Origin of the sequence: Streptomyces sp. NPDC093094 (genome assembly GCF_044754345.1) — a bacterium.
In the GTDB taxonomy this organism is placed as follows: Bacteria; Actinomycetota; Actinomycetes; order Streptomycetales; family Streptomycetaceae; genus Streptomyces.
The window spans coordinates 282,604-303,463 of sequence record NZ_JBIVOX010000004.1 but is presented as its reverse complement, the minus strand read 5'-3'; the positions used below and the strand labels follow the sequence as shown (position 1 = coordinate 303,463).

General features: G+C 72.1%; 23 protein-coding genes and 2 pseudogenes. 14 read left to right on the top strand and 11 right to left on the bottom strand.

Translation table 11 applies throughout. The features are described 5' to 3' along the window. Window positions 1-130: 130 nt before the first annotated feature. Window positions 131-613, bottom strand: coding sequence for a hypothetical protein (locus ACIQGV_RS10025; protein WP_402492855.1), 483 nt, complete (start codon window positions 611-613; stop codon window positions 131-133). Window positions 614-751: 138 nt separating this feature from the next. Here ACIQGV_RS10025 and ACIQGV_RS10020 point away from each other — a divergent pair, with 138 nt between their 5' ends. From ACIQGV_RS10020 to ACIQGV_RS10005, 4 genes are read left to right on the top strand one after another with little or no spacing between them, the layout of a single operon-like run. Then, entirely contained in the window at window positions 752-1,144 is a 393-nt protein-coding gene (locus ACIQGV_RS10020; RefSeq protein WP_402492854.1) for a molybdopterin-binding protein, read from the top strand. Window positions 1,145-1,181: 37 nt separating this feature from the next. Beyond that, window positions 1,182-2,012 (top strand): molybdate ABC transporter substrate-binding protein, encoded by an 831-nt coding sequence (gene modA, locus ACIQGV_RS10015; protein ID WP_402492852.1) that lies wholly within the window; start codon window positions 1,182-1,184, stop codon window positions 2,010-2,012. Then, window positions 2,009-2,896, top strand: a complete 888-nt coding sequence (locus tag ACIQGV_RS10010; protein ID WP_402492850.1) for an ABC transporter permease — start codon at window positions 2,009-2,011, stop codon at window positions 2,894-2,896. Before modA ends, ACIQGV_RS10010 begins: the two co-directional genes overlap by 4 nt. Then, window positions 2,893-3,987, top strand: coding sequence for an ABC transporter ATP-binding protein (locus tag ACIQGV_RS10005; RefSeq protein WP_402492848.1), 1,095 nt, complete (start codon window positions 2,893-2,895; stop codon window positions 3,985-3,987). Before ACIQGV_RS10010 ends, ACIQGV_RS10005 begins: the two co-directional genes overlap by 4 nt. Before the next feature lie 305 nt (window positions 3,988-4,292). On the opposite strand, the gene ACIQGV_RS10000 is transcribed toward ACIQGV_RS10005, so the two are convergent. Then, window positions 4,293-5,093 carry a sulfite exporter TauE/SafE family protein gene (locus ACIQGV_RS10000; RefSeq protein WP_402492847.1) on the bottom strand — a complete coding sequence of 267 codons (801 nt, stop codon included), beginning with the start codon at window positions 5,091-5,093 and terminating at the stop codon, window positions 4,293-4,295. Window positions 5,094-5,194: 101 nt separating this feature from the next. Here ACIQGV_RS10000 and ACIQGV_RS09995 point away from each other — a divergent pair, with 101 nt between their 5' ends. Both ACIQGV_RS09995 and ACIQGV_RS09990 read left to right on the top strand, forming a co-directional pair. Further along, window positions 5,195-5,989, top strand: a complete 795-nt coding sequence (locus tag ACIQGV_RS09995) for an AraC family transcriptional regulator (protein WP_402492845.1) — start codon at window positions 5,195-5,197, stop codon at window positions 5,987-5,989. Between the two features lie 278 nt (window positions 5,990-6,267). Then, on the top strand, window positions 6,268-6,648 hold the full coding sequence (locus ACIQGV_RS09990) for a DUF3592 domain-containing protein (protein WP_402492843.1): 381 nt from the start codon (window positions 6,268-6,270) through the stop codon (window positions 6,646-6,648). 169 nt (window positions 6,649-6,817) lie between these two features. Here the strand turns inward: ACIQGV_RS09990 and gcvH are convergent, their stop codons facing one another. Then, on the bottom strand, window positions 6,818-7,243 hold the full coding sequence (gene gcvH / locus ACIQGV_RS09985; protein WP_402492841.1) for a glycine cleavage system protein GcvH: 426 nt from the start codon (window positions 7,241-7,243) through the stop codon (window positions 6,818-6,820). Window positions 7,244-7,434: 191 nt separating this feature from the next. Between gcvH and ACIQGV_RS09980 the strand changes: the two genes are divergently transcribed. Both ACIQGV_RS09980 and ACIQGV_RS09975 read left to right on the top strand, forming a co-directional pair. Continuing rightward, a complete protein-coding gene (locus tag ACIQGV_RS09980) occupies window positions 7,435-7,746 on the top strand; it encodes a hypothetical protein (protein WP_402492840.1) in 312 nt (103 codons plus the stop codon). Between the two features lie 792 nt (window positions 7,747-8,538). Further along, window positions 8,539-8,943, top strand: coding sequence for a hypothetical protein (locus ACIQGV_RS09975; RefSeq protein ID WP_402492838.1), 405 nt, complete (start codon window positions 8,539-8,541; stop codon window positions 8,941-8,943). A 300-nt stretch (window positions 8,944-9,243) separates the two neighbouring features. Here the strand turns inward: ACIQGV_RS09975 and ACIQGV_RS09970 are convergent, their stop codons facing one another. The 3 genes from ACIQGV_RS09970 to ACIQGV_RS09960 are packed head-to-tail and all read right to left on the bottom strand — an operon-like array spanning window position 9,244 to window position 10,667. Continuing rightward, on the bottom strand, window positions 9,244-9,567 hold the full coding sequence (locus tag ACIQGV_RS09970; protein ID WP_402492836.1) for a hypothetical protein: 324 nt from the start codon (window positions 9,565-9,567) through the stop codon (window positions 9,244-9,246). 9 nt (window positions 9,568-9,576) lie between these two features. Next, window positions 9,577-9,741 carry a hypothetical protein gene (locus tag ACIQGV_RS09965; protein ID WP_402492835.1) on the bottom strand — a complete coding sequence of 55 codons (165 nt, stop codon included), beginning with the start codon at window positions 9,739-9,741 and terminating at the stop codon, window positions 9,577-9,579. Between the two features lie 2 nt (window positions 9,742-9,743). After that, complete coding sequence (locus ACIQGV_RS09960) at window positions 9,744-10,667, bottom strand: LysR family transcriptional regulator (RefSeq protein ID WP_402492833.1); 924 nt, start codon at window positions 10,665-10,667, stop codon at window positions 9,744-9,746. A 100-nt stretch (window positions 10,668-10,767) separates the two neighbouring features. Between ACIQGV_RS09960 and ACIQGV_RS09955 the strand changes: the two genes are divergently transcribed. The 3 genes from ACIQGV_RS09955 to ACIQGV_RS09945 all read left to right on the top strand — a co-directional run bounded on the left by ACIQGV_RS09955 (window position 10,768) and on the right by ACIQGV_RS09945 (window position 12,685). Continuing rightward, window positions 10,768-11,772 (top strand): NADP-dependent oxidoreductase, encoded by a 1,005-nt coding sequence (locus ACIQGV_RS09955; protein WP_402492831.1) that lies wholly within the window; start codon window positions 10,768-10,770, stop codon window positions 11,770-11,772. 31 nt (window positions 11,773-11,803) lie between these two features. Continuing rightward, window positions 11,804-12,187, top strand: a complete 384-nt coding sequence (locus tag ACIQGV_RS09950; RefSeq protein ID WP_402492830.1) for a barstar family protein — start codon at window positions 11,804-11,806, stop codon at window positions 12,185-12,187. A 204-nt stretch (window positions 12,188-12,391) separates the two neighbouring features. Next, a complete protein-coding gene (locus tag ACIQGV_RS09945; protein WP_402492829.1) occupies window positions 12,392-12,685 on the top strand; it encodes a hypothetical protein in 294 nt (97 codons plus the stop codon). A gap of 8 nt (window positions 12,686-12,693) precedes the next feature. Here the strand turns inward: ACIQGV_RS09945 and ACIQGV_RS09940 are convergent, their stop codons facing one another. The 3 genes from ACIQGV_RS09940 to ACIQGV_RS09930 all read right to left on the bottom strand — a co-directional run bounded on the left by ACIQGV_RS09940 (window position 12,694) and on the right by ACIQGV_RS09930 (window position 17,625). Next, window positions 12,694-13,668, bottom strand: coding sequence for an alpha/beta hydrolase (locus tag ACIQGV_RS09940; protein WP_402492827.1), 975 nt, complete (start codon window positions 13,666-13,668; stop codon window positions 12,694-12,696). 278 nt (window positions 13,669-13,946) lie between these two features. After that, entirely contained in the window at window positions 13,947-15,014 is a 1,068-nt protein-coding gene (locus tag ACIQGV_RS09935; protein ID WP_402492825.1) for a DUF3533 domain-containing protein, read from the bottom strand. A 379-nt stretch (window positions 15,015-15,393) separates the two neighbouring features. Then, window positions 15,394-17,625 carry an MMPL family transporter gene (locus ACIQGV_RS09930; RefSeq protein WP_402492823.1) on the bottom strand — a complete coding sequence of 744 codons (2,232 nt, stop codon included), beginning with the start codon at window positions 17,623-17,625 and terminating at the stop codon, window positions 15,394-15,396. Window positions 17,626-17,776: 151 nt separating this feature from the next. Between ACIQGV_RS09930 and ACIQGV_RS09925 the strand changes: the two genes are divergently transcribed. Beyond that, window positions 17,777-18,346 (top strand): TetR/AcrR family transcriptional regulator, encoded by a 570-nt coding sequence (locus ACIQGV_RS09925; protein ID WP_402492821.1) that lies wholly within the window; start codon window positions 17,777-17,779, stop codon window positions 18,344-18,346. A gap of 404 nt (window positions 18,347-18,750) precedes the next feature. On the opposite strand, the gene ACIQGV_RS09920 is transcribed toward ACIQGV_RS09925, so the two are convergent. Next, the gene (locus tag ACIQGV_RS09920; RefSeq protein WP_402492820.1) at window positions 18,751-18,918 is read right to left on the bottom strand and encodes a hypothetical protein; all 168 of its coding nucleotides are present in this window, start codon (window positions 18,916-18,918) and stop codon (window positions 18,751-18,753) included. A gap of 584 nt (window positions 18,919-19,502) precedes the next feature. On the opposite strand from ACIQGV_RS09920, the pseudogene ACIQGV_RS09915 reads away from it, so the two are divergent. Together ACIQGV_RS09915 and ACIQGV_RS09910 are read left to right on the top strand one after the other, a co-directional pair. Continuing rightward, window positions 19,503-19,691: pseudogene (locus ACIQGV_RS09915) on the top strand (porphobilinogen synthase); the annotation flags it as partial. A gap of 141 nt (window positions 19,692-19,832) precedes the next feature. Continuing rightward, a pseudogene (locus tag ACIQGV_RS09910) lies at window positions 19,833-20,099 on the top strand (aldehyde dehydrogenase family protein); the annotation flags it as partial. A 272-nt stretch (window positions 20,100-20,371) separates the two neighbouring features. On the opposite strand, the gene ACIQGV_RS09905 reads toward ACIQGV_RS09910, so the two are convergent. Next, window positions 20,372-20,827, bottom strand: coding sequence for a (2Fe-2S)-binding protein (locus tag ACIQGV_RS09905; RefSeq protein ID WP_402492818.1), 456 nt, complete (start codon window positions 20,825-20,827; stop codon window positions 20,372-20,374). Window positions 20,828-20,860: the final 33 nt, after the last annotated feature.

The window sequence follows — 20,860 nt, the reverse complement described above, 5'->3', positions numbered from 1 at the left end:
CGGCCCGGTCTGTTCTTCGAGCGCAGTCCGTTCAGCGGCAGTCGGTGCAGCCCCGTCCCGGACACCGGTCCCGTCCCGGGGCGGCCGGGCGCCGGCGGCGGGTCGTGCCAGGCCGCACTCCTCGTCGCTGTCAGCTCCATGCGGTGTAGCCGCCGTCGACTCGTACCGCCTCGATGCCGCTGATGTACCGGGCCCCGCAGCGGTCCTGCGGCAGCACGAGCTGGGAGCCCGCGCGGTCCAGCGGAGTGTCGTCGAGAGTGACGGCGAGCAGGACGGGGGCCCGGCCGAAGTCCGGATCGATCTCCGCCCAGGACAGCAGCGCGCGGTGGCCGTCCGACCCGCGGACCGCGATCAGGAAACGCAGGCGGTCCTTGCGCCGGGCAGGGTCGAAGGCAGGGGCCGCGTCCATGAGGACATCGTGCAGAAGGGGTCCGGTGAAGCGGTGACGCCGGATGCCGCTCGTGGTGCACTCGAAGGCGGTCTCGGTCCCGTGCTGGGGCCAGGCGAGCAGGTCGGGCACCGTCAGCCGGGCCGGTCGGTCCAGATCCCCGGTGAGGACGAATTCCGCCATGTCGCCGGGAGCCGTACGGGCAGCTGCGAGGGACTGACTCACGGGCTACCACCTCCTGGGGGACCGTACCCGCACCCTCCTCCCGTACAAACGCACATGCAAGGACAATCCCATGAGATCCCAGCTCATACAAAGAAACAGATGACTTTCACCTCGCACTTGCGGCAGTATCATCGGTGCATGCGGACCTACCGGATCGGGGACGCGGCCGTCTTGCCCGGCGTCAGCGCCGACACCGTGAGGCGTCCGGTCGACGGCGGGAAACCCGTCGCCGACCGCGACGGGACGGGCCACCGGATCGTCCCCGGGCCGGCCTTTGCGGCCCATGCCCGGCAGTTGCACCACGGGGAGCGGGAGACCTCCGCCTCCTCGGCCCGCAACCGCTTCACCGTCACCGTCACCGTCACCGACGTGATCCCCGGTGACGTGTCCGTAAGGCCGGAGATCCAGGCCGGACCGTTCCGGGTGGTGGCCGTGGTCAGCCGCGAGTCCGCCGAGGGCCTGCGGCCGGAACCCGGCGCTCCGGCGGTCGGCGTGATCAAATCGACCGACGTGGTCGTCGGAAGACCGTAGTCGAGTCCGTTCAGGACCAGAGGGAGTTGGACCCGTGATGACCCGTTCCGTGCGCCGGACCCACCGGATGCTGCAGGTGACCGGCGTGAGCGCCGCCGCCGTGCTGGCCCTGAGCGCCTGCTCCTCCGACGGCTCCCCCTCGTCCGGCTCCGGCTCCTCCCCCTCGGCGTCCGCCCCCGGGTCGGACAAGGTGTCCGGGGAGGTGACCGTCTTCGCCGCGGCCTCGCTGAAGGAGAGCTTCGAGAAGCTCGGCAAGCAGTTCGAGCAGGCCCACCCCGGCACGAAGGTGACCTTCAGCTTCGGCGGCAGCGACGCACTGGCCGCGAGCATCACCGGCGGGGCCCCGGCGGACGTCTTCGCCTCGGCCAGCCCCAAGACGATGAAGATCGTCACCGACGCGGGCGACAACGCCACCGAGCCGGCCACGTTCGTGCGCAACCAGCTGGAGATCGCCACCCTGCCCGGCAACCCCGACAAGGTCGACTCCCTGAAGGACCTCACGAACCCGGACCTGAAGGTCGTGCTGTGCGACAAGGAGGTGCCGTGCGGCGCCGCCGCCCAGAAGGCCCTGGACGCCGGCAGGCTCGAACTCACCCCCGTCTCCTACGAGGAGGACGTCAAGGCCGCCCTCAACAAGGTGATCCTCAAGGAAGCCGACGCCTCCGTCGTCTACAAGACCGACGTGAAGGCCGCGGGCGACAGGATCGAAGGCGTGGACTTCCCCGAATCCGCCGACGCCGTCAACGAATACCCCATCACCCTGCTCAAGAGCTCCGAGAACACCGCCACCGCCCAGGCGTTCATCGCGCTCGTCCAGTCCCCCGAGGGCCAGAAGATCCTCACCGAAGCCGGATTCCTCAAGCCGTGACCTCCCCTTCCACGGACAAGGCCGACGCCGCGGACACCCTCACCGGTGGCCCGCGGCGCCGCCGCGTCCCCCTGCGCCGCAAAGGCCCCGCGGGCCGCAGGGCCCGCGGGGGCGCCCCGCTGCCCCTCCTCGTCCCCGCCGTGATCGGTCTGGCGTTCCTGGTCCTGCCCCTGATCGCCCTGCTGATCCGGGCACCCTGGAGCAGCATGCCGGACCTGCTGACCAGCCCCGAGGTGTGGCAGGCGCTGCAGCTGTCCCTGCTGTGCGCGACCGCGGCGACCGCGGTGAGCCTGGTGATCGGAGTGCCGCTGGCCTGGCTGCTGGCCAGGGTCGAGTTTCCCGGGCGCGGGCTCGTACGGGCCCTTGTCACCCTCCCGCTCGTCCTGCCGCCGGTGGTGGGCGGTGTGGCGCTGCTGATGGCGCTCGGCCGCAACGGGGTGATGGGGCGGTGGCTGGACGAGTGGTTCGGGGTGACGCTGCCGTTCACGACGGCAGGAGTCGTCGTCGCGGAGGCGTTCGTCGCCATGCCGTTCCTCGTGATCAGCGTGGAAGGCACCCTGCGGGCCGCCGACCCCCGCTACGAGGAGGCCGCCACGACCCTGGGAGCCTCCCGCTTCACCGCGTTCCGCCGGGTCACCCTGCCGCTCATCGCACCCGGCGTCGCCGCCGGCGCCGTCCTGGCCTGGGCCCGGGCCCTCGGCGAGTTCGGCGCGACCATCACCTTCGCCGGCAACTTCCCCGGCCGGACCCAGACCATGCCCCTCGCCGTGTACCTGGCCCTGCAGAGCGACCCGGAGGCCGCGATCGCCCTCAGCCTCGTCCTGCTGGCCGTGTCGATCGCGGTCCTGGCCGGACTGCGTGATCGGTGGATGAGCACCTCATGACCGACATCGGGAAGACCCCTCAGGACACCGCCGGCGTGCCCGGCCCGGCCGGTGAGGGACTCGACGCCCGGCTGGTGGTCGAACGCGGTTCCTTCCGCCTCGACGTGCAGGTGACGGCGGCACCCGGCGACGTCGTCGCTCTCCTCGGCCCCAACGGCGCAGGCAAGACCACCGCCCTGCGCGCGCTCGCCGGCCTCGTACCGCTGTCCGGGGGCCACCTCCGTCTGGACGGGGCGGAGCTGGACCGCACACCGCCGGAGTCCCGCCCGGTCGGTGTCGTCTTCCAGGACTACCTGCTCTTCCCGCATCTGACCGCGCTGGACAACGTGGCCTTCGGGCCCCGCTGCCACGGCGCCGGCAAGGCGCAGGCCCGCGCCCTGGCCGCCGAGTGGCTGGAGCGCATGGACCTCACCGCCCACGCCTCCGCCAGACCCCGCCGCCTCTCCGGGGGGCAGGCCCAGCGCGTCGCCCTCGCCCGCGCCCTGGCGACCCACCCGCGCCTGCTGCTCCTGGACGAACCGCTCGCCGCTCTCGACGCCCGCACCCGCATCGACGTCCGCGCCCGGCTCCGTCACCACCTGGCCGACTTCGAAGCCGTCGCGGTGCTCGTCACGCACGATCCGCTGGACGCCATGATCCTGGCCGACCGTCTCGTCGTCATCGAGGACGGACACGTCGTCCAGGAGGGCACCCCGTCCGACATCGCCCGCCACCCGCGCACCGACTACATCGCCCGTCTGGTCGGACTCAATCTCTACCGGGGCCGGGCCGAGGGGCACACGGTCCAGGTCGAGGGCGGCCCCGCGATCACCACCACCGAGGACCTCACCGGCCCGGTCCACGTCGCGTTCCCGCCCAGCGCCGTCACCCTCCACCGCGAACGCCCCACCGGATCCAGCGCCCGCAACCTCTGGCGCTGCGAGGTGGCCGGGCTGGAGACCCACGGCGACCAGATCCGGGCCGACCTCACGGGCGAGCTGCCCACGGCCGCCGACCTGACGACGATCGCCGCCGCGGAGCTCGGCCTCCGCCCCGGGGCAACGGTCTGGGCCACGGTCAAGGCGGCCCAGACCCACGCCTATCCCGCCTGACGGGACGACGGGGCCCGTCGGCCCGAGATCCGTGAGGTGCCGCCCGGACGCCGCCCCGCGTCCGCGACGGCGACCGTCGTCAGGTCGGCGGCCGACCGGCCGGACGGGGACCGACGCGGTTTCCGGGAGGAGCGGGGCCACCACGGCGCCGGGGACCCCTGGCAGAAGCAGCCCTGCTCCTGCCGGAGGCAGAAGGGCCGAGGGCCGGGCCGGCCACCTGACGGCCGGCTGGCGGCTGCCGGCCGCCGGTTGAACGACGGCGGATCCTGCCCGGCTCCCGCGCCGCGCCGGGCCTGGCGTCGCCCTCACGTGGCCACGGTCGCCACCAGGACGATCACGAGCAGGGCGACGTAGGCGGCGGAGTGGACGCGGTCCGGGACCCTGCCGGTGACGCGCCTGGCGACGGCGATGGTGGGCAGTGATCCGGCGAGCAGGGCGACGGCTGCACCGGGATCGACGTAGCCCACCTGCCCCGTGCCGGCGGGGACGGTCGCGGCGAGGGCGTAGACGACCGTGCCGACGACCGCCACGGGGACGCTGAGGGGGTTGGCCATGGCGGTCGCCTCGGCCATGGGAAGACCTCTGCGGCGCAGGAGCGGAACCGTCATGACGCTGCCGCCGACCCCCAGTGCCGCGGCCACCACGCCGATGCCCGTTCCGCCGAGGGTGACGGTGGCCCGGCCCAGGGGCTTCGGACCCGCCTGGTGCGCTGCGCGGAGGAAGCCCCTGCGCAGCAGGCTGTCGGCGATCGTCACCAGCAGATAGGCGGCGAACAGCAGGCGCAGCGTCCTGTCGCCGACCATGGTGGCCGCGAGGGCCCCGGCGGCGGCACCGGCCGTGATGAACGCCGCCAACGGCCAGACGTACGCCCGGTGCAGCCGGCCCTGGCGCCACTGCGTCAGGGCCGCCGCCACACTGTTCACGACCATGACCGCCGCCGAGGTCGCCACCGCCACGTGCATGGCGTCCGTGTCCGTCCCTGAGCGCGCCGTCAGTACGCCGTGGACGACGGGAACCGTCACGAAGCCGCCGCCGAAGCCGAAGAGCACGGTCATGACGCCGGTCAGGCAGCCGAAGAACAGGAGGACGAGGAGGGAGGTCAGCACAGCCACGACGCTAGATCTCACGGCACTGGCGGACAATCGAAGAACTGCCAGATTCCTACGCGCAGCAGACAGCGGCGCACGATCCCGCGTACCCTCGCGGCATGCGCAACATCCCGGTCGCCGAGGTGGACGACCTCGACCGCGCCGTGCTGGCCATCGGCACCGACTACCCCCACGACCATCTGCTCCCCTGGCACGAACACCGCCGCGCCCAGGTCCTCTACGCGGCCACCGGCGTCATGCAGGTCGAGACGGCGGACGGCAGCTGGACGATCCCCACCGCCCGCGCCGTCCTGATCCCGCCCCTGACCCGCCACCAGGTCACCATGACCGGGGTCAGCACCCGCAGCCTCTACATCGAACCCGCCGCCGTGCCGTGGTTCCCCGCCCGCTGCCAGGCGGTCGACGTCTCCGCCCTGCTGCGGGCACTGATCCTGACAGCCGTCGAGGCAGAGCCGCGCTATCCCGAGCACGGCCGGGACGCCGCGGTCGCCACGCTCGTCCTGCACGAGATCAGGAGCCTCGCCCCCCTGCCCCTCGACGTGCCCCTGCCGTCCGATCCGCGCCTGCGCGGCCTGTGCGAGGCGTTCCTGCACCGGCCGGACATCCACGACCCGCCGGCCCGCTGGTGCACGGCCCTCAGCATCAGCGAACGCACATTCGCCCGCCTGTTCCGACGCGGCACCGGCCTCACCTTCTCGCAGTGGCGGCAACGCGCGTGCATCCTGCACTCCCTGCAGCACCTCACCGCGGGCGTGCCCGTCACCCGCATCGCGGCCCTGCTCGGATACGACAACCCGGCCGCCTACACGACCGCGTTCAAGAAGCTCCTCGGCCGGCCGCCGACGGCGTACCGGAGTCCCGGCACCGCCGGCGCACCGGACCGAGGCGTCTGACAGGTGGGCGTCGGCCGCAGGGACCCGCAACGCCGTGGCACGACCGTCGGCGGTTGCACGACCGGCTGCCAAGGCCCTTTCCCGGCAACACGGTTCGCGACGTCCGTGCCGGTCGGCGCTTCATGCGCCCGTACCGGGAACGAGACTGCGACTCCGATCCGGTACGGCGGCCGGCGGATAGTCTGTCGACAGCCGCAGCGGGGTGGCGCGCGGCCGAAGCCGGGCGGCGGGTCGGACCCGCGGAAGGGTACGGGGGCGACAGCGATGGAGGGGGCGTCATGGATGCGCTGATCGGGGTGGGGTTGTTTCTGCTGCCGTTCGGTCTGCGGATCCTCCATGTGGAACGAAGCATGAGACGTCATGCCGTACGGGTGACGGCTGTGTGCGTGGACCACATCCACGAGGGCTACACGGCCGATCCGAGAAGGATGGTGTGCGTGCACACCACGGCCGACGGCCGCGAGATGCGCTGGGTCGTCAGCGCGGCGCCCGACTTCCCCGGAATCGGGGACCCGGTTCCCCTGGTCTACGACGCACGGAACCCCGGTCTGGCCCAGCGTCAGCCCCCCGGGCCGGGGTGGGTCACCTGGGGCACGGGCTGGAGCCTGCTGGCTGCCTCTCTGCTGACGGCCGGCCTGCTGTCGAGGTTCGTCCTCTGACATCCGCAGGATCGTCGGGCGGCGATCCGAGGAACCCCACGCGCCGCTCTGCCCGTACGGGCACCGTTCCCGCCGACTCCCCCGCAGACAGCCCCATGGCCCCCGGAAACCCTGGACGGGCCGGCCGCCGAAGCCACCCGGCGGCCGGGGAGACATGGTGGTGGCGCAGTCACTCGCCGATGGCCGCCTTGTAGCCGGCAGCGTCGAGGAGCTGGTCCATCTCGGCCTTGCGTGACGGCTTGAGCCTGAAGATCCATGCCTCGTAGGCTTCCTCGTTGATGAGCTCCGGGCTGTCGGCCAGCTCCTCGTTCACGGCCGTCACCTCGCCGCCGACCGGAGCGTAGATGTCGGACGCGGCCTTGACCGACTCCACCACACCGGCGGGCTCGCCGGCGGCGAAGACCTTGCCGACCTCTGCCAGCTCCACGAAGACCACGTCGCCGAGCGACTTCTGGGCGTGGTCGCTGATCCCGACGGTCACCGTGCCGTCCGGCTCCCACCTCGCCCACTCGTGCGACTCGGCAAACCTCAGGTCAGCTGGGATGTTCGACATGCTCGCCCCACAGAAGTCGTAGTTGATCAACAGCCCCAGCATGCCCCATGTTGCACGTGAATGACCGTATTTCAGCAATGCAACCACCGACGGCTGTTCCCCGGCTCCGGAGCCCGGGGGACACCCACGCAGCACGGCTGGTCGGGGTACGGCCTTCACCGCCACCACGACCTCGGCTCCCGCAGCTCTTCTCGCCTGAACCGACCGGCAGGGCCGCCGGTAGGCTCCGTCATGTGACGGGGACCAGCACGCGTGACGCTCGACTCAACCGGCTGTGGGGCGCCGTGTGTGCCTTCGCCGGGATCTTCTTCCTCGTATGGGCACTGTCCTGGGTCAAGGCGAACGTGCTCAATGACGACCTGCACAACCACTGCAGGGCTGTGCACACGACCAGCTTTCCCTTCGAGAAGTCCTGCACGTCCGAGGACGGCGCGGTCGAGGGCGCGAACAGCGTGGTCCTGGAAGGAGTCTTCTTCGGCTCGCTGGCCGCGACGGCGGCCTGCCTGGCGGCCGTGTTCACGATCGAGGCGAGCCGGAGGAAGTAGCACCACGTGGACGGCGGCGGCTTCGCCCCCCGGAGGCGAGCACACTGCCGTCGGCCGCACAGAGGACGCCGGGATCCACCGTGGCCCGGGGGTGACGTCCGGTCGGCTCCTCGGCGTGCGCCCGTGCGTGACGGCCGGACACCAGCGGCCATGTCCGGAAGTGTACGGGTCATGTCGTTCCGGACGCTCGTGCGGAGGGTCGCTCCCCGCCAGGATGTTCATGACGGAGCGCCACGGACCACACGGATCCGTGGCGGAACACCCGGCACGGAGGAGCGGGTTCATGGGATCGGGTCGGACGGCGGCGATGTCCGGCGCGTACGGGCACACCGGTCGGTCCGTGGTGACGGGGCCGGCGGAGCGGGGGTGTCGCCCCCGTGCTGTCCGGCCGCGGCACCGGCAGGCTGAAGGCACCGGCGGAAGAGACCGGTCCGGACGCCCGCCCGGAGACGGTGGACGACCCGGACTCGCTCGGCCGCGTGCCGGCCGGTACGACCGCGGCCGTCACCTGCGCCGGGCCCTTCACCTCGACGACCGCCCGCCCTCGAACGGCGCTTCCCGCAGCCGGCGGGATCCCGGTCCGTGATCGGGGAGTACACGATGACCGACATGGCGACCTCCGCAGGTTCCCTTGCCGGACACGGGCGTTGACCTGCTGCCGATGAACACCGGATCGCCCTGGCGGCGATCCGGCTTCCCCGCCCTGCCCCGCAGAGATCTGTTTCTCCCCCGCAAGCGGGAGACATGTCCCCGCCCCGGCCTGAAGGCCGGGGCGTCCACGAAGGAATCCCGATGACCAGACAGACGACCGCAGTGCCGCGCGGCGGCACCTTCCTCAGGACCGCGGCAGTCCTGCAGACCCTGGCCCTCTTCTTCCAGGCGTCCACCGCGGGCATGCTGCTGACCTCGTCCCACGCCTACATGCTGCACGACTACGGGTCGAAGGTGATGTACGCGGCCGCCATGCTGTACGTCCTCGCCACGGTCCTGGCCTGGCACCCGGGCGGCGGTTCCCCGCGCCCCGTCCTGTACTCCGGCGGCTTCCTGCTCCTCGCCTCGGCCCAGGTCGTACTGGGCATCGCGCACGTGGCCTCACTGCATGTCCCCCTGGGCGTGGTGATGTTCGCCCTCAGCACCCTGGCCCTGGTCCGGTCGCTGTCCCCGCGTTCGCTGCCGCGCCCGGCCGCCGGTTCATAGGCGTCCGGGGAATCGCGGTGGGCGGTGAACGCGCCGGCCACGCGCGACCTCCCGGCACCGACCGGCCCGGCCCGGATGCCCGGTACGGCCTCGAACCGTCGCCGCCGACACCACCTGCCCGGCGAGCGATCCCTGCAGAACCCCCTCGGAAAGGCAGGACCCGATCATGTCCGTTCGATCCGCGCTCTGCGCCGCCGGCAGGTCATGTCCGAGCCGCAGCCGAGTTCCTGGAGCAGACACCTCCACCGGATGCCGGTGTGCGGCACGAAACCGAGCCGGTCCGATGCCCGCAACGAGGTCTCATCGGCCTTCACCGTCGTTCCCCGCTCCGTCCGGTGCGGTGGCCGCCTCGTCGCCCGGCGCAGCCGCCTCCTCGGCTTCTCCGTACATGCTGACCCGGAGGCGCTCCTGGGCGGCTTCGAGTCGCTGGGCGTAGTCGGGCATGAAGATTTCGGCCAGGGTCTTGTCCAGCGTTCCCGAGATCGAGTAGATCGGCGACCAGACGGCTCGGTCGCGAATGATTCCCTCGAGGTCGTCGGACCGGAACATCACTTGGTACAACCAGTCCGACAGCACGAACGCCTGGTCGCGTGTGAGCCTGATGGTGATCGCGTCATCGTCCACGGCTTCAACCTAGCCGCCTTCGGCGGCGGGGTCTTCTGCGTAATGCGGTGAGACCTTCCAGGACGGGGCGGTGCCCTCGGTCTGCCGGGCCCGGGTCCCTGCGGGTTCCTTCTTGATCAGCTCGCGGCGCACCCCGTCGGAGCCGTCCCGGACGGACCGCCCCTGCCGAAGCATCCTCAACGGGTCCTCGCGCCCACCGCTCCCGATGCGGAGTCGGCGGCCCGCAGTTCCCGTACCAGGGCGCGTACGACGGCGGAACCGGCGAGCTCCGGAGTGGTCACATGGCCGACGCGGCGTGTGGGGCGCTCCGGGCCGAGATCGGTGATCTCGACCGAGTCCGGTGCTCCGACCAGGGAGAGCGCGGGCATGACCGCCATTCCGTGCCCCTTGCCCACGAGCGAGAGCACCGCTCCGTCGTCCTCGGCCTCGATCGTGGCCCTCGGGATCCAGTCCTGCGCGCCCCACCAGGCGCGGGTGTAGGAGCCGCAGTTCTCGGCCCAGTCGACCAGCGGCAGCGAGCGCGGGGCCGGGTGCCCTGCCGGATGGACCAGGGAGTAGCTCTCCTCGAAGAGCCCGCTCGCCACGAGCCCCGCCGGCAGTTGCGCTCCGTCCAGGGTGGCGATGGCGAGGTCCGCTCTCCCGTCGGCCACCTCGCCCGCCGTTCCGCGCCCGAGCTCGCGGACGATCCGCACCTGCGGTTCGATCCCGGGATGGCGTGCGCGCAGCCGCTGCAGGACCGGCGGCAGCAGGTGCAGCGCGACGCTGCGGAAGGCCGCGATCCGCAGCGGGCCCTCCGGCTCCGGCGACGCCTGGGACCGGGCGGCTCCTCGTGCTTCGGCGACCAGTACGTCCAGCAGGTGCAGGACGCGGCGCGCATGCGCCACAGCCCTCTCCCCCGCCGCGGTGGGTCTGGCACCGCGGCGGCCGCGTTCGAACAGAACGGTGCCGATCTTGCGCTCGCTGCCGCGCACCGAGTGGGAGACGGCGGACTGTGTGAGGCCGAGCGCCTCGGCGCCGGCCGAGAAGCCTCCGGCGTCCGCGACCGCCACCAGGACGCGCAGTTCGTGCGGGGCGAGATCGGTGTCGGTCGTGCGGGCCACAGGGCGCTCACCTCGGGGTATGAGAACTGCTCATGGAACGGGGCGTCGTATGAGCCCAACCGCCTGCCCGAGGGCTCCATTCCCGCCCTACGGTCCCGTCATGACCGAGCACGCGATCACCGTCCAGCAGACCGCCCGCCCCCACGGCTTCCCCACCACCGAGGATTTCGCCTTCGTCGAGTCCGCGGTTCCCGATCCTGCGGTCGGCGCCGCGCTCGTCCGGAACCTCTGCTGGTCCGTCGACCCGTACCACCGCGAGATGATGGACGACGTGCCTGGCGGCTTCGCGTTGCACGCACCGCTCGAGGGCCGGACCCTCGGGCGTGTCGTCGCCTCGCGGACGCCGGAGCTGGCCGAGGGCGAGATCGTGTTCCACCGGCAGGGCTGGCGCACTCACTCCGTGGTCCGCCCCGAGGAGATCCGCAGGCTCCCCCGTTTCGACGGGGTTCCCCTGACGGCCCACCTGAGTGTCCTCGGCGGCACCGGACTGACCGCCTACGTGGGCCTCACCCGCGTCGCCCGGCTCCGCGAGGGCGACGACCTCTTCGTCTCCGCCGCGGCCGGCGGCGTCGGCACGGCCACCGGCCGGTTCGCCCGGCTGCTGGGTGCCGGCCGGCTGGTGGGCAGCGCGGGTTCGGCGGCCAAGGTTGCGTACCTGACCCGAGAGGTGGGCTACGACGCGGCGTTCGACCGTCACGACGGCCCCGCCGCCGAGCTGCTCGCCAAGGCCGCGCCGGACGGCATCGACGTCTTCGTCGACAACGTCGGCGGCGAGCAACTGGCCGCCGCGGTGGGCGCACTGCGCGAGTTCGGGCGCATCGTCCGTGTCGGCACCATCAGCCGGTACAACACCCCGGACGCGCCCCCGCCGCACTTCAACTACTCGGACATCGTGGAGAAGAGCCTTCGCATGGAGGGCTTCCTGGTCAGCAACCACCGGGATCTGCAGGACGAGTTGTACGAGTTCGCGGTCCCCCATCTGCAGAGCGGCCGGCTCGCGCTGGACCAGACGGTGGTGGACGGGTTCGAGCACATCGTGGACGCGTTCCTGGGCATGCTGCACGGCGAGAACACCGGAAAGATCATCGTGCGGGACCGCGCGTAGGACCCACCGGGCCGGGCGTAGTCTGCGGGCTGTGACGGTGAGATACGTGCTGGACGGCAACCAGGTCAGGACGCTGGAGGATTTCTGGCGGGTCGCCGGGGAGAGCATCGGCTGCGGTGGTTACTTCGGCCGGAATCTCGATGCCTTCGCCGACTGCCTCCGCGGTGGCTTCGGAACACCCGACGACGGCGACTTCGTGATCGAGTGGCGTGATCACGAGGCTTCCCGCCGGTGTCTCGGGCACCCTGAGACCGCCCGGCAGCTCGAGATGTGGCTCGCCCGCTGCCATCCGACGAACAGGGCGCGCATGGCTGCCAGACTGGCGGAAGCCCGCGCCGACCGTGGTCCGACCGCCTTCGACTGGCTGGTCGAGATCATCGAAGAGGAACTTCCGGGGGGCCTGCGCCTTCTCTAGCCGGGCAGACCGGTCACGGATCCGGCGGACGGCCCTCGTCGGCGCAGCCGACGGGGGAGGCCGGAGCGGCCTGCGGGTCCATGCCGAAGGCAGCGGCGGCAGCGAGGGCGGGGCCGCCGTGTCCACCATGCCGACAAAGCGGGCGCCACGGGTCGTCCGGGGGGCGGGAACCCGCAGCCGTCCGGGACACGGGCGATGCGGGCCGTGACCTGGTCCGACAAGGCTCTCGCCTCCGCCGCCGGCATGGCGCAGGTCCGCCACCGGATGCGCCGCGTCGCCCGTGGCGGCAGGCCCAGGCCCGGCACCCACCCGGCCGTCGCCCTGATCGCCGAGCGGCGGAAGCAGCACAAGGCCCTGCGCCGCTACCGCGCCTGGCTGCCCTCCCGAGGCACCGTGCAGGCGTGCCGGCGCGCCGGCGCTTCGGAATCCACCGAGGCGCCGAACGCCGCCCCCTTCACGGATCGAGGCTGCGGCGGCCGACACCGGCCTCGGTCCTGAGGTGCGCCTCAACGGCCGTGCAGTGCCGTCCTGAGGAAGTCGACGGCGAGCTTGCGGGCGACATTGGCGGCGCGGGTGTCGCGCAGGCTGTCCAGGAGCAGGAAGTCGTGGACCATGCCGGCCACCCGGACGGAGGTGACGTCCACGCCCGCCTCGCGCAGCCTGTTGGCGTACTGCTCGCCCTCGTCGCGCAGCACATCGGCCTCGTCGGTGATGACCAGGGTCGTGGGCAGGCCCTTCAGCTGGTCGAGGCTCGCCCGCAGCGGGGAGGCGTGATGCTCGGCGCGCTGGGCGGGGTCGGTGGTGTAGGCGTCCCAGAACCACTTCATGCCGTCGCGGGTGAGGTAGTAGCCCTCGGCGAACTGCAGGTAGGACGGGGTGTCGAAGTCGGCGTCGGTGACGGGGTAGAGCAGGCACTGGGCCTTGAGGTCGAGCCCGCCGCGCTCCTTGTTCATCAGCGCGAACACCGCCGACATGCAGCCGCCGACCGAATCGCCGGTGACGACGACGCGTGAGGCGTCCAGACCGTGTTCCGCCCCCTCCTGCAGGACCCACTGGCCCACGGCGTAGTTCTGCTCGACCTGGGTGGGGTACTTCGCCTCCGGGGCCCGGTCGTAGACCGGGAAGACACCTATGGCGCCCGCGCCGACGGCGAGTTCACGGAAGAGCCGGTCGTGGGTCTTGTCGTCGCCGAAGACCCAGCCGGCGCCGTGGATGTAGAACACCACCGGCAGCGGGCCGCTCGACCCCCTGGGCCGGATGATGCGGGTGCGGACCGTGCCCCACTCCCCCGCGTCCACGTCGATCCACCCCTCGTCGACGTCCGGGCGCGGCACACCGGGGTCGACCTGCAGACCGAGCAGGATGTCCCGGCCCTTCTCGGGGGGCACCTCGTAGATCCGGGGGTGCGGGTCGGTCGCCTCGCACAGCTCCTTGGCGGCAGGTTCGAGACAGGGGGTGATCGGCGGAGGAAGCACGGTCATGTCGGCTCCATGTCACGGGTACGTGCGTGCCCTTGTTCCTGCGGCCACGGCCGCAGCTGCTGGCCCCCCGCCCCGGGGCCGAAATGCCCGGTACCCATGGTTTCGCGCCCTGTCTTCCCTGTGCAACTTGGCGCATCGATCCAGGCTGACCAGGCGGGCGGCGGGTGAGTCCTGCCGCACACCTGCACACCCAGGGGCCCGTCTGCGTATACGTCCCTGTGAGCCGGTCGTGGGATGTCCGGCTCGGACGGGAACCTCGACGCGTCGGCGCGATCGCTCTACCGCGCCCCGCCGGTCCGGGGTGTGCCACCGGCGCCCGTCCCGGCAGGATCGTCCGGGTGAGCCGTGCGTCGCTGTCGCACGACAGCCACGGCCAGGGTGATCACGACTCCGGCGAGTGCCCAGGCACCCAGCACCAGCAACGAGCCGGTCATGTCGTTGCTGTCGAAGTAGGCGATCGAGCGGGCCGACCAGGTGCCCGCGCCCGGCGGCAGGAACGGGCCGATCGCGTGCCAGAACGGCGGCAGCATCGGCGGTGGGAGGGCGCCGCCCGCGCTCGGGTTGCCCGCGATCACCACGAGCAGGATGGCCAGGCCGATACCGATGACACCGACAAGTCCCTGGAGGGCGAGGGTGGCGGCACCGACGGCGAAGGTGACCAGGGCGCCCAGCCACCACAGCGCCACCACGCCGCCCGGCAGAGCGCCCAGGACCGGGCCGACGATGACGGCGCCGCCGAGCCCGCCGACGATCGAGACCAGGGCCATCGTCCCCAGCCGGATCGCCCCGCGGGTCGGGTTCGCCGGACGGGCGCCGGCGCTGATCGCCAGGATCGAGGCGCACAGATAACCGCCGACGCACCAGCCGATGACCAGGTAGAACGACGACAGTGCGTTGAAGTCGCGGGACGAGGCCGGGGCGACGTCGACGGTGCGCACGGTACGCCCCTGGGACTTCTCCAGGGTGGTGACGAGCGTGTCCAGTGCGAGGGCCAGGGTCCTGCCGCCGCCCGTGGCGACCAGCAGGGTGTCCTTGGTGCCCGCGGGATCGACCACCAGGGCCGCGTCGATGTCCCGGTCCAGGATCTGCTGTCGGGCCGCCGCCCGGTCGCCCGCCGCGCGCGGGTCCAGCGGTGAGCCGGGAAGTCTCTCCAGCCGGGCCACGGCCTGATCGGCCACGGCAGGCGGGGCCGCGACCCCGAAGGGGACGTCCTTGAGCTCGGGGTCGTGCAGGGCTCCCACATAGGAGGCGATGAACAGCAGCTGGAGCGCGAGCACGCCGATCACCAGCAGCGTGGCCCGCGGGGTGACGGCGTCCTTCACCTCGGACAGGGTGCTCTGTGTCATGGCCTGAACGGTCCGTAACGGCGGGTGTTCACGCAGGTGGGACACGCCGGACACGGCCACAGGACTGATGTTCGTGAACTGCTCGGCGGATCCGCCGTTCATCTGTGGACCGCACCGGCCCGGGACCGCGCCGCATCGCCACCGGCCGCCCGGCACACGCCGGGCGGCACGGTCCGCCTCCCGAAGGCCGGCCCCGGAACCGGCCCGTTCGCTCCGCAGAGACATGAGGGCGGGGCCGGCTCATCGGTGAGACCGCCCGGCCACCGACGCGGCGGTCGGCACCTCGCACCTCGCACCTGCCCCAGGGCCGAGACGATCGTGGTCAGGCCGAGAACCAGCGCCACGCAGCCGGTCCGGCGGATACGACTGCCCGGAGGCGTCAGGCCCGCACGGCCGTCCTGTCGTCGGACGAGGCGTTCTTCATGCCGGCGCCCGGGTCCGCAGCGGGTTCGGCCGGCCTCGCGGCCGGAAGGCGCGCACCCTCGATGTCCACGTCCGGCAGCAGGCGGCCGAGCCACCGGGGCATGCTCCAGGCCCGTCGTCCGAGCAGGGCCATGGCGGCGGGCACGAGCGTCATGCGGACGACGAAGGCGTCGATGAACACGCCGAAGGCGAGTGCGAAGCCGATGGACTTGATGATCGGGTCCTCGTTGAAGATGAATCCGCCGAACACCGCGACCATGATCAGTGCGGCGGCCACGACGACCCTCGCGCTGCGCGAGACGCCCTGGACGATCGCCTCGGCCGGGTCCTTGCTGTGCTCGTAGTGCTCGCGCATCCGGCTGACGAGGAACACCTCGTAGTCCATGGCGAGCCCGAAGAGCACTCCGGTGAGCAGGACCGGGAGGAAGCTGGTGACCGGCCCGGCGGCCGCCACGTCGAGCAGGCCGTTCAGGTGGCCCTGCTGGAAGACCCAGACCGAGGCGCCCAGGCTCGCGCCGACCGAGAGCAGGAATCCGAGTGCCGCCTTGAGCGGTACCAGCACCGACCGGAAGGCGATGGCCAGCAGGATCAGCGCCAGGACGACGATGACGGCGATGAACAGGGGCAGCGCGTCGCCGAGCTTGCCGGCGACGTCGATGGCCATGGCCGTCTGCCCGGTGACATAGAGGGTTCCGCCGGCGTCGGCGACCCCGGGTGCCAGATCCCTCATGCGGTGGACCAGATCGGCGGTGGCCTGTGCGTCGGGGCTCGACCTCGGCACGACGGACATGACCACGACGCCACCGGAACGGCTGGGCACCGGGGGCGAGACGGCGGCCACGTTCTTGTCCGAGACCAGTGCACCGCGCAGCTGTGCCACGGTGGCCTTCCGCCGGTCCTGCGGGACGCGCTCGGTGTCCACCACAGTGATGAGGGTGGCGTTGAAGCCCGGCCCGAAGCCCTCGGTGAGCAGGTCGTAGCTCTTGTGCTGGGTGGTGGCCTCGGGCTGGGAGGCGTAGCTGGGCAGGCCGAGGCGCAGGTCACGGGCGGGCAGGGCGAGCGCCAGCAGGCCCAGGACACCGGCGAGCAGGACGACGGCCGGCGCGCGGGTGACCGTGCGCGCCCAGGCAAGGCCCCAGGAGCCGGCGGCGCGGTCCTTGCGCTTGTCCTTCCGCCCCCGGCGCGGGCGCATCCGCTCGCCGAACACGCCGAGCACGGCCGGAAGCAGGCTGATGGCGACCAGGACGGCGATCAGCACGGTCACGGCACCGGCGAGCCCCATGATCGTGAGGAACGGGATGCCGGTGATGGCGAGCGCGGCCAGCGCGATGACGACGGTGGCTCCGGCGAAGACGACCGCGCTGCCCGCCGTGGCGGTGGCCCGCGCGACGGACTCCTCCCAGCCGGTGTCGGGGTCGGCGAGCTGCTCGCGGTGCCGGGAGATGACGAACAGGGCGTAGTCGATGCCGACGGCCAGGCCGATCATCAGTGCCAGCACGGTCGCGGTGCCCGTCATCTCCACGAAGCCGGAGACGAACATCGTGCCGAGCACGCCGACGGCGACGCCCAGGAGTGCGGTCAGCAGCGGCAGTCCGGCCGCGACGAGGGAGCCGAGCGCGACGGCGAGGACCACGAAGGCGATGACGACACCGACCAGTTCGGCCGGTCCGCCCGCCTCGGTCTGCGGAAGCATGGCCGATCCGCCCAGCTCGACCTGCATCCCGGCGTCCCGCAGGGGCTCCACCGCGGCGGTCAGTTCCTCCTTGGCCTCCTCCGGCACCTCGGACGCCTCCGCGGTGAAACGGACGTCGGAGTAGGCGATGGTCCCGTCGGCCGAGACCGCGCCGGACGACGCCGGCCGGGAGACGTCGACGACCCCCTCCACCGTCGCCGCCTCGCGCAGGACGCTGTCGAGCGCCTTGCTCTGCGCCGGGTCCGCGACCGTCTTCCCCTCGGGTGCGGCGACCACGATGCGTACGACACCGCCGGCGGCCGGGGGGAACCTCTCCTCCAGAAGGTCCTGCGCCTTCTGGGACTCCACGCCCGGGACCGTGAACTCTGTGGAGGTCTTTCCGTGCAGGGTCGCTCCGAGGCCGCCGACGACGGCCAGCAGGAGTATCCAGGTCGCTATCACCCAGCGGCGGTGGCGAACCATCCAGCGCGCCCAGGTGTACAGGCGTGAGGCCATCGATGCATTCCTAACCGGTCGGGACCCTGATCGAGGGAAGCCAAAGAGGATGCGCGACGGAGGGCCGGGGCGGGACTCCTCCCTCGCTCTTTACAACATACGGCATTTTTACAGTCGACTGTAAATTAGCTACCGGTGGTAAGATTTCGGCATGGTCGGTGACAGCCTCAGGGAGCGCGGCAAGGCGCGACGCAGGGAAGCGATCCTCACCGCGGCCTACGAGCTGTTCGCCGAGCGGGGCTTCGACGCCACGAGCATCGCCGACATCGCCGAGGCGGCCGAGGTCTCACCGCGTACGGTCACGCTGTACTTCCCCACCAAGCTCGAACTGGCGATGGAGCACTTCAACGCGTTCGTCGACGAGCTGGCCGCGGCGCTGCACAACAGGCCCGCGGGGCAGGGCATCCTCGACACCGTCGAGGAGTGGCTGCGCGAACAGGGCGACTCCCCGAGCAAGTTCGACGGCCCCTACGACCGGATGCTCGAGTCCAACCCTCATCTCAAGGGGCTCTGCCGGGAGCGCCTCACCGACGTCGTCCAGGACGGCGCCCGACTCCTCGCCGAGGAGCGGGGCTGGCGCCCCGACGACCTGGCGCCGCGCATCCTGGCGGCCACGGTGGCGAGCGTGATCGGCGAGCTGACGCACCGGTCGGAGCCGGGGGACCTCGAAAGGGCCATGACCTTCATCCGCGCCGCGGCCGCCACCTTGCAGCCGGGCTGATCCGGACCGGGCGTCCCGGGGCGCCCTTCCGGACCGGGTCCGAGGGGACGGCTCACACGCCCGGACGGGCGGCCCTCGGGCGGCGGTACGCGGTCACGAGGATGCCGGCCCGGACCGTCGCGACCGCTCCGGCCATGTCCGGGCCGGCTGCGCCCCGCCCGCCGCGGTCTCCGGCTCGTCCAGGAAGAGGGCCATCATCTGTCCCCACGCTCACGAACGGCTCTCGCCGGACTCGTTCGCCACGGTGAACGACCACTGGTCCGTGGGCACGCGAGGGTGTGAGTCCGGCGGACAGGACGCGGACGGGACGGGGAACGGCTCTGCCGGACACCGCCCTGGCGGCAGGCAGCCCTCGAACCGGTGGGTCCTCTGGTGGAATCCCGGCGTCGAACCGCCCACCCGCTCTATTCCTCTCGCTCGAACTCGGCCTCCGCCCTCTTCTCGTCGAGGTCGGCCTGGGCATGGGTGTACAGGTCCTGCACGAACGTGCGGGCGGCCTCCGGCGAGATGCCCTCACCCAGCCTGAGCAGACGAGCTGTCCACGGGTCGAGCGGATCGGTCGATTCAGTCATGAGGTTCCCCAGGGTTCACGGGCCGACGGAGCGAGGAACGGTGCCCGCCGGACGGTCGCGGACCCGTCGGCGCAGGAGCGCGCATCGACGGCCGGTCCGCCGGGCGGCAGTACGTTGCGACAGCCCCCGATACGGCGATGGCGGGCGTCGGGGGAGGAGAAGAGGCCGGTCCCACCGTGAGCGAGCGGGCGTCGCGGGCGACGACGGCTCCGAAGCCGCTCGCGGTGTCGGGGACATGAGGTGAAGCGGTCACGAGGTCTCCCAGCCGATGAGGTCCGTCGGGGCCCGCCCTGATCGGGTGAGGGCGAGGCGGCCGACGCGCTCGGGTGCCGCTGTTCAGGGCGGCTCCGTGCCCGGCTGTCGTCGTGCACGGGCCCGTGGGCATCCAGCGGCTGCTCAGCGCGACCGGGTACCTGGCGCCGTTTCTCCGTACCATGGTCTCCGCCTGCGCCGGGGACGCAACCCGGCACGGTCCACGCCCACAGCCGGCCGGTGCCCGTTCCGCGCCGACACGGTAGGCGCACCGGTCGCACGGGCGTGGCCGCGAGCTTTCGCACGGCCACGGATCCTTCCCCGGGACGCGCCTGCGTCCCGGCGGCCCCGTCCTGCCCGCGTTCGTGCGGGAGGGCATCGCAGCGCCGGTGCCGATCGCCGCGACGCCCGGCGTCGTGCAGCACACCCGCGGCACACCGCGCACGGCGGCGGTCGAGGCGGTCGAGGCGGTCGAGGCGGTCGAGGCGGGCCCTTCCGGGATCACGCTCCGCGACGAGCCGCTCCGCCGCCTCGGCGGGACCGTCGCGTAGGACGCGTCGCGCGACGCCTTCCGGCAGCTTCCCAAGATCAGGGTCAGCTCCCCCACAGGTCCCACGCTCACCCCGAACCTCTGCTGCAGCATCTCCACCGCCCGGCTCACGATGCTCGCTCCGTCCCGCGCGATCCGCTCCCGTCTGCCCTGTGAACTCTCACCGCTGGAGGTCGCACCGGACGCGGCACGGGTCACCACCAACGCCCCCTGCACCGGTGTGCCTCCGGCCGACTTCCCCGTCTTCGTCCCCGACGACGTCGAGGCCGCGTCGTTCGCCCGTGCCCGGGCCGCGCAGAGGACGTGGGCCGCCGCACCCGCCGAGGAGCGCAAGAAGGTCCTGCCGCGGTACCACGACCTCGTCGTCGCCCGCCGGGACGAGGCGTTGGACCTGATGCAGGCCGAGAACGGCAAGACCCGCCGCGCCGCGTTCCTCGAAGCCGTCGGATGCCCGGTCCTGTCGGGGGCGACGACCGCTGCGACCGGCCGCAGGACAGCCCCGGCACCGGTGAGGGCGGGTGTCCGAGGACCGGCGGTCCGGATCGGCACAGCCGCAGGCCGGGGCTCGGGTCCGGGTGGAACCGGCGGCTGCGGGCCGGCCCGCAGCCGGGCCCCGCGGCTCGCCTGTCCGTCCGCGGTGACCACAGGCGGTCAGCCCTTCGCGGATGCCTTCTTGATGGCCTCGCGGATGCGGGAGTACGTGCCGCACCGGCAGACGTTCTCGATCCGGTCGATATCGGCGTCCGTCGGACTGGAGGTCCGCTCCAGCAGGGCCGCCGCGGCCATGATCTGGCCCGGCTGGCAGAAGCCGCACTGGGCCACGTCGCAGTCCAGCCATGCCTGTTGCACGGGGTGGAGGGTGTCGCCGTCGGCCAGGCCCTCGATCGTGGTGACCTCACGGCCCGCGCAGTCCGCGACCGGGAGGACGCAGGGCTGGACCTCCGCGCCGTCGAGGTGGCTCGTGCAGGCCCGGCAGACTCCCACGCCGCAGCCGTACTTGGGTCCGGTGACGTTCAGCAGGTCACGCAGCACCCACAGCAGCGGCATGTCGGCGGGGGCCTCGACGGTGACCGGTTCCCCGTTGAGGACGAAGGAGTAGGACGGCATCAGCACCTTCTCGGACAGTGATCGGACGGCGAT